Origin of the sequence: Alteromonas sp. CI.11.F.A3, assembly GCF_032925565.1 — a bacterium.
Classification (GTDB): domain Bacteria; phylum Pseudomonadota; class Gammaproteobacteria; order Enterobacterales; family Alteromonadaceae; genus Alteromonas.
On record NZ_CP136708.1, the window covers coordinates 970,813 to 986,198 of the forward strand.

Here is a 15,386-nt window from a genome sequence, read left to right on the forward strand (position 1 = left end):
AGTGCATATTAAATTGGAGTCTGTGTAGCATGAGAGTTGGTTTTATTGGCGAATGTATGTCAGAGCTTAGAGAAGCCGAAAACGGCTTACTCTCTCAAGGTTTCGCAGGTGACACATATAATTCAGCTGTTTACATGAAACGTACGTTTCCTCAACATGATGTTTATTACATTTCGGCAGTTGGTAACGATGCGTTAAGTGATGAAATGGTTATGCATGCGGTAAATGAAAAAATAAATCCGCGATTTATTGGCAGGCATGCAGAAAAGCACTTAGGCCTTTATCGTATATATACTGATGATACTGGCGAACGCTCATTCGTTTATTGGCGTTCGGATTCTGCTGCAAAAAGCATGATGCAAACCCTCGATAGCAACGATATTGCTGCAATGACTGCTTTCGACATGGTGTTGTTTAGTGGTATTAGCCTAGCGATAATAAACGAAGACGATCTTCCTAAATATTTCGCTTTATTAACTCGATTAAAATCGGCTGGTGTTAAATTAGTTTTCGATATCAACCATCGTCCGTCATTGTGGAAAAGCAAAGACGACGCCAAGCGTCTATACGCAAAAGCTTATGAACTTGCTGACATAATCCTTCCCGGTATTGAAGACTTCAATTTCTTGTACGGCATAGACACAATTGACGAAACACTGAAATTTTTGAGTGATTACACGTTTGACGAAGTGATTATAAAAAATGGCAGTGATGCTGTTACCGTTATTAATCAGCATGGCGATATATCTCAAGTTCCGCTTACGCCAGTTGAAAATGTCGTAGATACCACATCTGCAGGAGATGCCTTCAATGGTGTTTATCTTGGAGCAAGACTTGAAGATGCTTCACAGAAAGAAGCGGTTGAAAAAGCATCTAAAAGTGCAGGGTTTGTCATCCAGCATAAAGGCGCGATTGTGGATGCCACCGCTTATAGCCTCTTTAGTAAAAATTTAACCTGATCCTTACGCAAAATTACACAGAGAAAACTATGAATTCTATATCTTCAATTATGGGAGAGCAGAAGCTTTTACCTATTATCCAAGTCAACAATGCAGATGATGGTGTAGATATCGCAAAAGCGATGTACGAAGCGAACTTGCGCACGGTAGAAGTGGTACTACGCTCAGAAAAATCTGCCGAAGCCATTACAGCAATAAAAGCTGCGCTGCCTGAAATGATTGTAAGCGCAGGCACAATTATTGATGAAGCATCACTGAAAATTGCCAAAGACGCAGGTGCCGATTTCATCGTAACACCGGCTGTCACCGAGCGCTTGCTCACAGCATTAACCGCTTCTGGTTTACCTGTACTACCTGGTGTTTCAACCGTTGCTGATATTGTATTAGCAAGAGAGCATGGCTTTCGTGAAATGAAGTTATTTCCTGCATCACTATCTGGCGGCGCTGCGTTTTTGAAAGCGGTAGGCGGACTATTTAAAGATACACGTTTTTGCCCAACTGGCGGTGTATCGGAAAGCAATTACAAAGATTACCTATCTATGAGCAATATCTTTGCTGTGGGTGGAACTTGGGTAGCAAAACCCGAGTGGGTTGAAGCGAAAAACTGGCAGGCAATCACTGAAGCTTGTCTAGACGTTAAATAGTAACATAGACCTTCTATATTACGCATTGCTACCAGAGTGAGGGGCTCACTTTTACTTCTGGTAGCGCATAGCATTTCCTTGCAAAAATAATTCTCTTAACTGACTGTCCAAACTGGCGAAAAGTGGATTTTAGGTTAATAATCACAAGATACTGGTGAGAGTTAATTTAATACTTGTTTGCTTATAAGGTTTCCCTTTGGTTAGTCGGTTCACATTACTGCTTTTAATTGTGAGTTTCACTTCATTTGGCACGCTCGCAAAAACGTCAAATGATTTACAATTTTCTGGTTTTGCGCGTTTGGTCGGCGGTTATCTATCTACCGATGAAGCTAAGTACGAGGGCTACGATAATTCAGTAAGTTTTTCTGAAAAATCGTTAGCAGCGCTACAAGCCGATTATGTCATCAATGATTACTTTTCTCTTTCAGGCCAATTATTGTGGCATAGCGATGATACAAGAAAATCAGGTGTAGAATGGTTGTATTTAACCTACCAACCTAGTGCCTCGTGGCAGTTTAACCTTGGCCAAATACGCACGCCTTTTCTAAAGTATTCTGAAGTGATAGACGTGGGGTTCGCTTATCCATGGTTGAATGCGCCACAACAACTCTACAGTAGCTATCTCTTTTCCCAATACAAAGGCGTGAATGCACGTTATCTCGGCTCTCTTGATGAAGTGTCGTATTCCTTTGAAGCTTATTGGGGGAACTACAGTGATGAAATATACTCCAGTGGAACTGCTTTTGACGTTACTGTCGATGGTATGTATGGCGGGGTGGTAGAGGTAAGTTACCGTGGGTTTCAATTTCGTACTGCCACTATTCACGCCAATAACACAGATACTGATTTAACCGAGCTGGACCCATTAATTCAAGGGTTGCGAGCTGCTGGTTTTTTCGACACCGCAGACATTTTAGATATTGATGGTGGCGCGCTCTCTTATTTGTTCGGAATTAGCTACGACTCGTTGAATTGGTTTACTTCAGCCGAGTGGATGTCGGTTAAATCAGACTTGGACATCCTAGCTGGTATCGACAGTTTTTATGTCTCCTTCGGTTACTACTTTGATGATGTTTTAGTTCACGCCACCTTGGGGTCATCTCGACAGTCTTTGAACGATATTGAAAACCCGATCCCTGTTGGTATTGCACCGCAACTGGATGCGCTTCATTTCGCTGTAGAGGAAGTAACAGCGTACTTCCCAACAGATGACCTAGATTCATTAACGTTAGGGGCTAGATGGGATTTTCGAACCAATCTAGCATTTAAAGCGGAAGTTTCATTTTTGAAAGGAAAAGAAGGTAAAACATCGTTTTTTGAATTAGATGCCATTGATTCTGATTTTGACCGGCGAGCCACACTTTACCAGCTAGGCGTGGAGTGGGTGTTCTGATGTCGAAATTTACCTTCGCTATATTCATCATCTCTTTTATGTTTTGTGCTGTAGCTCAAGGGCGCGAGCGAGTGGTAGTGGTCACGCATTTAGCTAATCAATCTGTTTCATTGAGCAGGGGCGAAATCCGAAATATCTTCATGGGTGGGGTATCAGAATCTAATCTTACGGCTGTAGAAATAGCTAGTGGATCCCATATTCGTATTGTCTTCAATACTTACGTTATAGGGCTGCCAGAGTCAAGAATTCAGTCTTATTGGGCACAGATGAAGTTCAGCGGCAGGAATAAGCCGCCCATCAGTGTCGATAATGTCGATGAAATGATAAGTTACTTAGTTGAAAACGAGGCCAGTATTGGCTATTTACCCGAAGGCGTTGAACTTCCCGACAGTCTTACCGTTATCCTTACAACTCAATAAAGTAACTAGCGTCGCATCGGGGATTTATCAAAAAGTATAAACATTACACAACACTTCATTTAGACTGGTATTTGTACGCACCTCTGCTATTAATAATGTAATAAAGACAGGAGCTACCCTTTTGTCTTGTTCTGCTATGGATATCTACCGAGTTATAACCTGAATGCTGAAATATACCACCGCTGCTTTGCTTACCTTGGCCTTTTCTGCCTCTTTTGCAGTTGCAGGTATCCCGAGTAACCTTGAGTTTTCTGGGTTTGCTAGAGGGATTGGTGGCCAATTATCTACAAGCGAAGCGTCTTATGCCAATTACGATAACTCATGGAGTTTTTCTGAAGATTCACTCATCGCACTGCAAGCTGATTATGCCATTAATAATCAGTTTTCGGTTTCTGCTCAGGGAATACTTCACAGCGGCCCAGATAGAGATTCTGGCTTAGATTGGCTTTATCTTACTTATCAACCATCATCTTCGTGGCAGTTCAACCTTGGTCGACTTCGAATTCCTGTCCTTAAGTATTCTGATGTTGCCGATGTGGGATTTTCTTATCCTTGGCTAAATGCACCCGAGCAGGTTTACAGCAGAAGGCTTTTTTATTCAGGTTATGAAGGTCTGAACATAAGGCATAAAACACAAATTAAAAACGTTGGGTTCGAGATTGAGGGCTATTGGGGCGATTTCGATGGCGAGCTTTTTTCAGGCCAACAGGCATTTGATGTTGATATTAATGGTATTTATGGTGCGGTGCTTTCACTGACTTATCATAGGTTTCACTTTCGTTCTTCTTTTATGAGAGTGACTGAAGTAGTAGACAATAGCGTGATAATCGACCAATTAGTAGGAGGATTAACCTCTGCAGGCTTCGACGAGCTTGCTGAAAAATTTAGATTAGACAACGGTGTATCTGTTTATGTATTTGGTGCAGGTTACACATCGCTAGATTGGTTTGTTAGCGCAGAATCCATGTCGGTAGATTCTGATCTTGATGTTCTATCGGGTATCGACAGTTACTACCTCACAATTGGGCGTTACTATAATACGTTGCTATTCCACGCTACGATAGCCACGTCACGTCAAGACGAGAACAGTATCGTAAACACCATCCCATTAGGCGTAAGCCCGTTATTCGATTTATTATCAACCACGGTTGATTCTATTAACGCTTTGTTCCCCACGGATGACTTGGATTCTTTAACGTTCGGTGTTCGTTGGGATTACAGTACTAGCTTAGCGTTCAAAACCGAAGTGTCGTTTTTGAAGGGCAAAGAGGGCAAAACATCGCTATTTTACGTTCCGCCCGAAAATACTGATTTTAATAGGCGAGCGACTCTCTATCAAGTAGGCCTAGAATGGGTATTTTGATACGTTATTTACCGTTACTTGTGCTGATGTCTTCTATGGCATTTACACAGATTACGCAAGCGCGAGAGTCTGTACTGGTGGTTGCTAATTCTGGCGAGTCATCACTTCAGTTGAGCAAAAGCGAACTACGTAACCTATTTATGGGGGGCGCTATTAATGGGTTGTCACCAGTAGAATTCGAACCTGGTTCCTATCTTCGAAAAGTCTTTAATACGCAAGTTATTGGATTACCCGAAGCTCGAATTCAGTCGTTTTGGGCGCAAATGAAATTCAGTGGGCGCAGTGTTCCCCCTTCGCACGTTAGCAATATTGAAGAAATGCTGACTTTTCTCAAAGAGCATAAATTCAGTGTGGGCTACTTACCCGAGGGTACATCTATTCCTAAAGGGCTCACCGTGGTGTATGTATCCATTTAGTTTATTAGCCGCAGCAAGGCTTGCTCTTCTTGTTGCGAAAACAAAGCATCCAGTGGGATGGGTTTGCTGTAAAGGAAACCTTGTAAGATATTGCAACCATTATCGGTTAAAAAAGTGGATTGCTCTTGAGTTTCAATACCTTCAGCACATACATCTAAATTAAGGTTTTTTGCCATTTCAATAATGGTGATAGTGATAAGCTCAGAACGTTTGGATGTCCCAATTTGACTCACAAATTGTCGGTCTATTTTAAGCGTGTCAATGTTGAACTCTGTAATGTAACTCAATGACGAATATCCAGTTCCAAAGTCGTCCAAGGATATCTTACAGCCCTCTTTTTTCAGGTCGGCCAAAAAGGCGTTTGCGATAGAAAAGTTATTCATATAAGCCGATTCGGTGATTTCAAATTCCACATTATTGCTAGGGATCCCACCAGAACGTAAACCCTCTAAAATAAACTGGGTTACATAAACGTTTTTTAGGTCGTAAGCAGATAGGTTGATTGAAACTCTAATGTCTTCACCATAGTGCTCTGTTATATGAGGTATCTCCAAACAAGCTTGGACGATAACCCAAAGTGTGATTTCTGAAATCCGGTCACTTTGCTCAGCAATCGGTATAAATTCTGCTGGGGAAATGTTACCAAGTTCATTGTCAAACCAGCGTAATAAGACCTCAAACCCGACAACTTTTCCTTCGCCGTTAACTTTAGCTTGATATACTAAGTGGAATTCATTGTTTTCAATGGCTTGAGGAAGGTGAGTAGCCACCTGAGTTTTGCGTTTGGTGGCTTCTTGCATTGACGCGGTAAACCAAACGTAGCGACCTTTACCTTCGCTTTTCGCTTTGTACATAGCCACATCAGCGTTTGTAACCAGAGTGGACGCTGCATAATCGCTGTCTGTGGCTAAAGCAATACCTATACTAACGCTTGGGTCTACTCTCCAACCATCAATATGATGTAATTGGGTTATTTTAGTGATGAGCCGTTTTGCAATTGCGCCTAATTGTGGATTAGTAGGGTTACCCACTAAGATAATAAGAAACTCATCGCCGCCAAGCCGCCCCACGATGTCGCCATCACGCATAGCATCAGAAATTTCAGCTGAAATACCGCAAAGTAATTTATCACCCGCGTCGTGGCCAAAAGAGTCATTAACTTGCTTGAATCCATCCAAGTCTAGAAACATCAGCGCAACTTGCGTCTTGTCTCTTTTAGCGCGAGCTAATTCAATCGACAAGCTCTTCATTAGGTATTGCCTGTTGGGTAAGCCTGTTAATGTATCAAAATTGGCAAGCTTCTCCATCTGAGATTGTTGCCTTTCGAGTAACAGGGTTTTACGCTTATTAATATCTATTTGATTCTTAATATGTAGCATCATGCTATTAAAACCGCGTCCAAGAGAGGCAATTTCAATTTTGCCTTCTTCAGATACTTTGACATCGTAGTTTGCTTCTTCTTCCACTTTTTTCATTTTCGCGATTAACGACGTCAAAGGTGTGAGCAAACGTCTTTGTAGGCGCACCGTAGTAATGACGGTGATAAGAAGCAGAATGATGACAACAGGCGTAACTAAGCCAATAAATTTCCAGCGGTTTTCGGCAAGAGGGTGTTGAATGTCATAGGATAGAACGAGCTTTCCCATGGGGAGATCCACTTCACCAATAGTTTTAATAACAAAGATGTTGTTATTAATGGTGTGAAAGCCATTGTCTAAATGAAGGTAATCAGCTTCATCAACAACCGAAGTCACCGCTGACCCACTACCAATATTTGGGTTACCAATATAATGATTGACCAATTCATCGTATTCGTTGTAAATACGCGCAAACTCAACATACTCGTATTTGTCTAACCGAAGTAGAACTTGAGTTTGGTCAAAGCTTCCTGCGCTATAATTGATGACGGGCAGTAAATCGACAGCCATATTTTCGGCCAGTGCGTCAAACTGGTAAGCCACAAAATCTTGATATAGGGTTTCGTAAACACGAATAGACAAAGCCATTATCAATACACTGATAATCGCAACCGAAGCTATAGATGTAAGCGCAATGTCAGAACGAAGACTTTTCAAATAAGAAACCCAAAATAATTAAAATGTCTGATGTCATTGTCATGGCCTAGTTAATTTTAATTAGTAAACACCAACGTGATGCCATTTGACGATGAGTATAATACGGGTTACCTAGTTTCGCTGGCGAAACGGTTGATAACCCCAGTATCAGGCGCATGTAATAGTTAATAATAGGTTGTTTTACACACAATTATGTCGTTTTCTCAAATTATTTCAATTAGACACAAGCGTAGTTTTTAATCTGTGGTTTCTAGCGGGTTATCGGTGGTGAGCTGCAAAGGGGAGGATAATAGCTATCGATAGCCTAATCATATCTTCTTTGCTCTTGCACTCAAGACCAAGGTTAAAAATTAACCTAGCGAGTAAGGGCAAATAGTGGTAGAATACGCCCGCATTTTGTAGGTACTATCTTAATTTGATAATTGTTTCTGCTTTTATAATTACTTTGGCAAGTCCCTCTCGCGTTTCACATTACGAACTTTACCGTTTTACACCTGCTTCAGACTGATAACCCTTCAGCGCAGACCGGTTACGTTGCGTAACCTAATTTTTATTTCCAGGAGTTATCCATGTCTTTTTCTGAGTTGGGCTTAGCTGCCCCGCTACTACAAGCTATTGAAAAACAGGGCTATACAACGCCTTCGCCTATTCAGCAGCAAGCTATTCCCATTATTCTTGAAGGCAAAGACATACTGGCAGCAGCGCAAACAGGTACAGGTAAAACCGCGGGCTTTTCTTTGCCTTTGCTACACCGTTTATTAGATGGCAGACCCGCCGCATCAAACTGTGTTCGTGCACTTATTTTAACGCCAACCCGAGAGCTGGCGGCGCAGGTAGAAGAAAACGTTAAATCGTTTAGTGAATTTCTACCGCTTAAAACCGCAGTGGTATTCGGTGGTGTGGGTATTAACCCGCAAATGAAAGCGCTACGCTCAGGTGTTGATGTACTTATCGCCACCCCAGGCCGCTTGCTTGACCTTTACCAACAAAACGCGGTGAAGTTCAGCCAATTAGAAACTTTGGTGTTAGATGAAGCGGATAGAATGTTAGACATGGGCTTCATCCATGACATAAAGCGTATTCTTAAATTGTTGCCAACTAAGCGACAAACTCTATTGTTCTCGGCGACGTTCTCGTCTGAAATAACCACGCTGGCGCAAACCATTACGAACAACCCTGAAAAAGTGTCTACGGCACCTGCTAATACGACTGTTGAAACGGTTCTGCAGCATTTAGTGCCTATCGACAAGTCTAAGAAGACAGCAGCCTTAATTAGTCTAATTAAGAAAAATGGTTGGAAACAGGTGTTAGTGTTTAGTAGAACTAAGCATGGCGCTAACCGTATTGCAGACAAACTGAGTCGAGCGCGTATTCCCAGTGCAGCAATTCATGGCAATAAAAGCCAAGGTGCACGTACTAAGGCGCTATCTGAGTTTAAAAGTGGTGAAATTGATGTGCTAGTAGCGACTGATATCGCTGCCCGCGGTATCGATATCAACGAGCTACCGATTGTTATTAATATTGACTTGCCAAATACGCCTGCTGATTACGTTCACCGAATTGGCAGAACTGGTAGAGCAGGGGCGAGTGGTCAAGCATGGTCTTTCGTTAGTATTGACGAACTAGATCAACTTAAAGATATCGAAACCCTAATTCAACAATTGCTTCCGCGCCACGTTATTGAAGGTTTCGAGCCTCAAGCTAAAGTACCAGAAACCACATTGTCAGCGCCTAAAAAGCCAAACAAGCCTAAGCGTCCACGCCAATCTCAAGGTGGAAATGGTAACGGTAATAGCCAAGGTGACAGACCAGCACGTCGTTCAGGTAGCCGAAATGGACCTCGTGGGCAGGGTAGGCCGGGCGGTTCTGGAAAACCCAGTGGTTCAGGTCGTTCAAACGCTGGAAAGCCTAGCTCGCGTAGAGCACCAACGATTAAAGCTTAAGACATAAACTAACGTGTTCGGGATTAGCCCGAACACGTTAGCGCTTTCCTTTAATTAGCTTCAAGCGTTAATACCACGCCGCTCTTTTTAAGCTGTAGATGTTGCCGGCTATTAAGTAAAAATAGGCGATTCGCGTTAACTTCAAAATTATTCGCCAAAACGTTCTTCACTGTTTTAGCACGAGCCTCGGCTAAATTAGCAAGTTCCCGCTTCGGTATATCAATACCACTTCTAACTTGGTTGTACATGGCGATATAGAGTGCTTGTTCAACTAGTGCTGCATCAGGTGTTACTTGAGTAGGTGTTGTTTCGCTATTCGCAGTATATCCACGTGTATCTTCGCGTATACCATCACCTGAACCTTCACCGTCCGCGCTTTGCTGCAATTTAGCTATTACCACTACACGTTCTTCTTCCACGGTTTTACCGGTGGTGCTAACGAATAACTCACTTAATGCGTCAGCGAGAGGGCCGCTCACCGGCATAGTACTTGGTGATAAGCCTTCTGGTAGTGCTTCTTGGCCAGAAAGTGCTAACAGCTGTTGTTGCAGTTTCTGTTCTGCTAGTTCATAAGCGTCAGGTACTTCATCTACTGTACCCTCAATGTTTACGCGAAGCCCTGGGCGTTTAGATAGCGCATCGGCAAGGGTAGCGAGCTTGCTTGATGCGGCGTCAGTTAGCTGTGATGAGCCATGCGTAAAGTCAATTTCGTTAAGCTCTTCATCGTCGCTACCTACTAAGTTTGCTAACAATGAGAATGGTGCAGTCACGGCTTTCGTGATCAAGTTTCCAATTGCTTTTAATATGATGGAGCCAAAACCAAAGGTGGGGCTATCTAAATCACCTGACACTTCAAGACCAAGATCAATAACCCCGTTCGAGTCTTCTAATAATGCAATGGCGAGCCCAAGGGGTAAGCTAAGTGCTTGGTCAGAGTCTGTCTTTCTACCCAAGGTAAGCTGGTCGATGACCACGTGGTTATTACCCGCTAATTGATTGTTTTCTAGCAAATACTGTATATCAAGTGACAATAAACCCTTGTCGATGAAGTGGCCCATATACGTACCCGAATAAGGATTTACTGAAGTTAATTCAGCGCCCTCTACGGTGAACGTGAGGTCTAAAAAGATATCTTCTATTAGCGGGTTAATAGAACCGTATAAAGTGACTGGTGCGTAGCCATCTATTTTGCCTTTTATGTCTACATCAGCGGCGGTGTCGGCACTAGATGAAAGCTTGGTAATACTGCCGTTTAGACTTTCAATACCGGACGCAAAGCGTGGGCGTAAAGAATTATCAGCAAAGTAGGCGCTACCATCATTAAAGACTATTTCTTGAATGCGGATAACAAGCTCAGAGGCTGCTTCGGTAGAGGCGGGTTGAGTTTCCTGATTAGATTCAGATTCAGAATCAGAGTGGACACCTTCGGGCGTATTAGTTGTCGAGGCTATTTGCTCCACCACAATATTACTAAAGTTAGTTTGCTTATCTTCAGCGATTAAAAGCTTCGCGTAGGGTTTATCCAGCGTAATTTTTTCTAAAGAAAGGGTACTGTCAGTAGAACTATATGCAATACCCTTTGCTTGAAAGTCAGCCCATTGCAATAAAGGCTCTTGCTTTAAGCCATCGATAATTGTGAGTGACGCTATATTTGCCTGACCATCAAATATTATTTTACTGTCACTATCCGCTTCGAAACTCCCTGAAAGGGTTGCACTACCGTCTTTAAGAGCAAGGTTTAAATACTGTTCCACATAAGGCTGAAGTTGTGAAAGGCCGAACTGGCTGACATCAATAGTACCCGAGACGGCTTGCTCATTGGCTACAATAGTGCCTTTACTGCTTATTGATGAAGCGGGTGGGGCTATCGATGAAGTGTCTGATAGGTCTGAAGGGGAAGACTGCACTAAGCTGCCACCGAGCTTCATATCAATAGCGTAATCGATAGGCGTGGTCAGAGTTGAATCGATCACGCCTGTGCTTACGTTTAACGGGAATACTCGCCAGTTAACCCCGTCAGAAACCATACCTTCTTGAACGAGTACATCGCCATTGTTTAGTGCGAACCCTTGCAGTATTACGCGCCAAGCCGCTTTATCACTTTGTGTGGGGTCAACAGAAGCTGAGTTCCCTGTGTTTGGCGCTGCGCTGGCGCTAGAATCTGATGACGTAGGCGAAGCTTCTGCGGCTGTTGTAGAAGACGGGGCTGTTGTAGAAAGAGAACTCGAGGCCGCTTGCGGCGCTTTTTCATCAAGCCCTTTTGGGGTAAACATTGAGACCAAATCTACCCCCGATTGGTCGATTTGTGCACTTATCCAAGGTTGCTGTAGGCTAAAATTGGCCACATCAACCTGCTGGGTTTTTGTGTCTAGATTTATGTCACTAACACGTAATTCAGCTAGCTTAACTCTAGGATTTTCTTTGTCAGAGATAACTAAATGAGATAGGGATAACTTCGCATCGTTGGCTTGAAAGCGAAAATCGTTGTTGTCTTCTGAAAGGTGATAATTGAGGGCGAAGCTTAGGGCGCCGTCTGTTATTTTTGCATCAATCACGTCATCAGATAATGGCCACAGCGGCGCTAGCGCAATTTGGCTAACTTCAAAACTACCCGCTATATCTATAGGAGAAAGCTGAAACTGCCCATCAAATTGAACGCTTCCGCCTTCGGTGGTCGCTAAGGTGAACGCATAGTGATTAGCAGATTTTTCTTCGCTGCTATTGCCTGTATCTAGGTTTAAGGAGGTGGCGAGGGTATCAAGGTTGGTTAATGTGAATGACAGTTCTGGATAATCAAGTTGTGTGTCGGTGACATGATCGGCCACTGAAATATGACCATTGCTCAGGCGAAATTCTGCCAAGCGAATATGAGGTATTTCGCTTTGCTCTTGCGCTTCAGGCTCTGGACTGTCTTCGTCCGCTTTAGCGAGCGTGTCGATAATGTCAGAAAAATTAAATACAGTGGATTTTTGATCAGGCTGCGGTGAAGTATCACTCTCCGATACCCTAGCAAGGTGTGCATAAGGCGTATTTAAGTAAAAATGCTCTAGGGTAGGGGTAAAGCTGAATAGGGTTTGCCAAAAGCCCACATCAAGCTCAAGTAGTGTAAACGCAATAAATGCGTCGTCGCTACTCGCTTCTTCAATCGTAAATCCAGACACCCTGGCGCGCAGCAAGAAAGGATTAATTCGAATATTGTCGATACTGACATTTCGCCCTAACTTTTCACTTAATATTTTGGGCGCTTTAGATTCAAGAACCAAAGGCGCAACTAGGCCCAGTATTAACGCGTAGAATAAGTATGCCAACAGAAAGTAGGTAGCAATACGCCGCCATTTAGGTTGCTGCTTAAATGAAGTGGTTAAGTTTTTTATGGGCATAATTATTCTAGACGTATTAAAAAGAAGAGGAAAAGGCGGCGAATAAGTGATGGCATAGGTCACTCACTCAGCCGCCAAAAATAAATATTAAAGCATTGAGGCTAAATTACCTAAACCAGACTGAAGTAAAGACTGTGTTTCTTCATTGCTGTTCAGGTAAGTGTTAATTTGTGAGATAAAGCTGCTTATCATATCTGCATCTAAACCCAGTGCATCGAATTGTTGCTTCAATTCGTTTATAGAACCTAGAGAACTACTGTATTCAGAGGCTTTGCTTAGTAAACCTGACATGGTTGAACCGCCATTGGTAGAATCTGCCGCAACAGAAGGTACGTTTTCTAACAAAGAGTCTAACCCAGGGATGGCACTGGCAAGTTCTGAATAATCAGCAGTAGTGAGGTTGCCTTTAGCATAATCAAAAATAGATGCTAAACCACCTTCAGATTGCGTTTCACTTACGCCTAAATTTTCTGACACCATACTGACCAAACTAGACACATCCAACGAGCTAGCCTCAGCTGCTTCTGTGGTTTGTGAAGTGGATGTATTGGCATCACCCAACATACCTTTTAGTTTGTTAAGCGTGTCGTTGGCAGAAGCGTGTGCCGAAAATGATAATGTAGCGATAACGAATAAAGATAAAATTTTCATAAGACTTTCCTTTGAAGTAGAAATCTACCGGGCTTTAGCTAGTGTGTCAGCTCACTAAAAGTAAGGTGTTCGCAAGCATAGCTCGATAATGCGATAGGTGAAATTTCGGCGGTATTCTGAAGCGCTATCCTAACGTAAATTTAGTGCTATTGCCTGAAATAAAGTGTAAAGCCGCTTTACATTCGTGTGGGGAAATACGATGCGTGCAGTAAGTCCTGTGGTCATTATCTTTTATAGAATAGGCGGGCGTTTTATATGAGGCTAAGAGTTGTTATTAAGCTAAGTGCTTTGGGTCGAAAGCATCGTGTAAAAGCGCAGGGGGAAATATCGTCTACACACATTGGGTAGGGAAGTAGTACTTGAGGTTGTTACTTCATAAGGCAATGTAAGCCGGCAGGTAAATGGCTACAACCTGTGTGTTGTAGCCATCGTCAATGCTTATTTTAGTCTAAATCTAGTCTAGCTTTTTCAGTGGTTCAATTTTAGGGATTAATACCCATACTGCCGCCATTGCTACAATGGCAAGTGACGCACCAATGATAAACGCAGGAGCATAGTTACCATCAGCGGTAAGGTATGGGACCAATGCAGTTAAACCGACCGCGCCTAACTTTGCAGCCATGCCTGAAAAACCCGCTAAGGTGCCTACGGCTTTTTTACCCAGTAAATCGCTAGGTAGTGTTTGTACATTACCAATGGCGGTTTGGAATCCAAACAAGATAATCGCCATAATAATCACCGCCATAGTTGGGGAACCAGGTTGCGACATAGCCAAAAGCGAAGGAAGCATAATTAAGCAACCAAGGGTGATGGTTAGCTTTCGGGTTTTATCTGTATTCCAGCCAGCTTTAAGTCTATTTTGAGCAAGAAGCCCGCCAAACCAAGCACCGAACATTGCGCCCACATAAGGTACCCAGCCGTAAATACCGATAGACTTAACATCCATGGCATAAACTTCATTTAGGTAAATAGGGATCCAGAATACAAACAGCCACCAGATAGGGTCAATAGCAGCAGAGGCTATGATTACGCCCCAGCTTTGCTTGCGCTTAAGTAGCTCGCTAGTAGAAGGGTTATATTCTTCTACTTCAGTCTCAACTAAGTCAGCTGACATGGTGGTTTGACGTTGACCAGTAAGGATGTACTCACGCTCTTCATCAGTAATCCATGGGTGTGCGCCAGGTGGCGCTTTCACTAGAATTAACCAAGGAATCAACCAAAGTAATCCTACTGCACCCACAACAACAAACAGCATTTGCCAACTAAAATAAACGGTTAAAAATGCAATCAAGGGTATAGCGATTATGCCACCAATGGCAGCACCGGAATTAAATATACCCTGTGCGAGTGCACGTTCCTTAGTGGGAAACCATTCTGCATTCCCTTTAGCCGCACCTGGCCAGTTGCCAGCTTCCGCAACACCTAATATGGCGCGAAAGAGGCTAAAGGTTAATAGACCTTGTGCAAATGCATGAGCAATGGTGGCCAACGACCATACACCGATAGACAATACAAAGCCTAAACGAGTACCAACCCAGTCGAAAATCTTACCAAAAATGGCTTGCCCAAACGCGTAAGCAAATACAAACACAATGGAAATATTAGCGTAAATTTGCTTGCGTTCTAACGCTGATTCATCCGGAAATAACTCTTCAACAATATCAGGCCACAATACGCTGAGCGCCTGACGGTCGATATAGTTAATCACGGTGGCAAGCGCAATTAATGCGATTACCCACCAACGTAAGCCATTTAATTTCACAATGTTATTCCTCTAAAAAGTCTTCGCGAGGAGGACTAAATGTGTCAATTAAAATGCCGCCAGTAGGACAAACTGCGCCGTGGTCTGCATGAGGTGGAATAAGGCAGCTATCACCCGGTTTCATTACCTTAACTTCGCCGTTGATGCTGAAGTGGAATTCACCTTCAATAACGTAAGTGACTTGAGAGTGTCTGTGCGCGTGCACGTACCCTTCTGCGCCTTTGTCAAAAAAGACTTTAACCATCATTAATTCTTCGTTATACCCAAGCATTTGGCGTTTTAGCCCGCCGCCGATATCTTCTATTTCAGTTTCGTTGCCTGATAAAAAAAGTGCGCTTTGCTTTTGCATTTTACTTGCTCCTAATAATTAAATAGCTCTTA

The 15,386-nt window shown here is 42.9% G+C and carries 12 protein-coding genes; 7 read left to right on the forward strand and 5 right to left on the reverse strand.

The window, feature by feature from the left end; genetic code table 11:
* The first annotated feature begins 29 nt into the window (after positions 1 to 29).
* The 6 genes from R1T43_RS04205 to R1T43_RS04230 all read left to right on the forward strand — a co-directional run bounded on the left by R1T43_RS04205 (position 30) and on the right by R1T43_RS04230 (position 5,194).
* Entirely contained in the window at positions 30 to 959 is a 930-nt protein-coding gene (locus R1T43_RS04205; protein WP_317353194.1) for a sugar kinase, read from the forward strand.
* Between the two features lie 29 nt (positions 960 to 988).
* Positions 989 to 1,603 (forward strand): bifunctional 4-hydroxy-2-oxoglutarate aldolase/2-dehydro-3-deoxy-phosphogluconate aldolase, encoded by a 615-nt coding sequence (gene eda / locus R1T43_RS04210; protein ID WP_317353197.1) that lies wholly within the window; start codon positions 989 to 991, stop codon positions 1,601 to 1,603.
* Between the two features lie 229 nt (positions 1,604 to 1,832).
* Entirely contained in the window at positions 1,833 to 2,996 is a 1,164-nt protein-coding gene (locus R1T43_RS04215) for a hypothetical protein (protein ID WP_317353200.1), read from the forward strand.
* A complete protein-coding gene (locus tag R1T43_RS04220; protein ID WP_317353203.1) occupies positions 2,996 to 3,415 on the forward strand; it encodes a hypothetical protein in 420 nt (139 codons plus the stop codon). The genes R1T43_RS04215 and R1T43_RS04220 overlap by 1 nt, the downstream gene beginning before the upstream one ends.
* A gap of 163 nt (positions 3,416 to 3,578) precedes the next feature.
* Complete coding sequence (locus R1T43_RS04225; RefSeq protein ID WP_211071579.1) at positions 3,579 to 4,778, forward strand: hypothetical protein; 1,200 nt, start codon at positions 3,579 to 3,581, stop codon at positions 4,776 to 4,778.
* Positions 4,766 to 5,194 carry a hypothetical protein gene (locus R1T43_RS04230; protein ID WP_317353206.1) on the forward strand — a complete coding sequence of 143 codons (429 nt, stop codon included), beginning with the start codon at positions 4,766 to 4,768 and terminating at the stop codon, positions 5,192 to 5,194. Before R1T43_RS04225 ends, R1T43_RS04230 begins: the two co-directional genes overlap by 13 nt.
* Here R1T43_RS04230 and R1T43_RS04235 read toward each other — a convergent pair.
* Positions 5,191 to 7,269: an EAL domain-containing protein gene (locus tag R1T43_RS04235; RefSeq protein ID WP_317353209.1), complete on the reverse strand. Its 2,079-nt coding sequence runs from the start codon at positions 7,267 to 7,269 to the stop codon at positions 5,191 to 5,193. The two genes, R1T43_RS04230 and R1T43_RS04235, sit on opposite strands and share 4 nt — an antisense overlap.
* Positions 7,270 to 7,838: 569 nt before the next feature.
* Between R1T43_RS04235 and R1T43_RS04240 the strand changes: the two genes are divergently transcribed.
* Positions 7,839 to 9,212, forward strand: coding sequence for a DEAD/DEAH box helicase (locus R1T43_RS04240; protein WP_317353212.1), 1,374 nt, complete (start codon positions 7,839 to 7,841; stop codon positions 9,210 to 9,212).
* A gap of 50 nt (positions 9,213 to 9,262) precedes the next feature.
* Here the strand turns inward: R1T43_RS04240 and R1T43_RS04245 are convergent, their stop codons facing one another.
* The 4 genes from R1T43_RS04245 to R1T43_RS04260 all read right to left on the reverse strand — a co-directional run bounded on the left by R1T43_RS04245 (position 9,263) and on the right by R1T43_RS04260 (position 15,354).
* Positions 9,263 to 12,592 (reverse strand): DUF748 domain-containing protein, encoded by a 3,330-nt coding sequence (locus tag R1T43_RS04245; protein ID WP_317353214.1) that lies wholly within the window; start codon positions 12,590 to 12,592, stop codon positions 9,263 to 9,265.
* An 87-nt stretch (positions 12,593 to 12,679) separates the two neighbouring features.
* The gene (locus R1T43_RS04250) at positions 12,680 to 13,243 is read right to left on the reverse strand and encodes a DUF2780 domain-containing protein (RefSeq protein ID WP_317353218.1); all 564 of its coding nucleotides are present in this window, start codon (positions 13,241 to 13,243) and stop codon (positions 12,680 to 12,682) included.
* Positions 13,244 to 13,697: 454 nt separating this feature from the next.
* Entirely contained in the window at positions 13,698 to 15,005 is a 1,308-nt protein-coding gene (locus tag R1T43_RS04255; protein WP_211071575.1) for an MFS transporter, read from the reverse strand.
* Positions 15,006 to 15,009: 4 nt separating this feature from the next.
* Entirely contained in the window at positions 15,010 to 15,354 is a 345-nt protein-coding gene (locus R1T43_RS04260) for a cupin domain-containing protein (protein ID WP_057789516.1), read from the reverse strand.
* Positions 15,355 to 15,386: the final 32 nt, after the last annotated feature.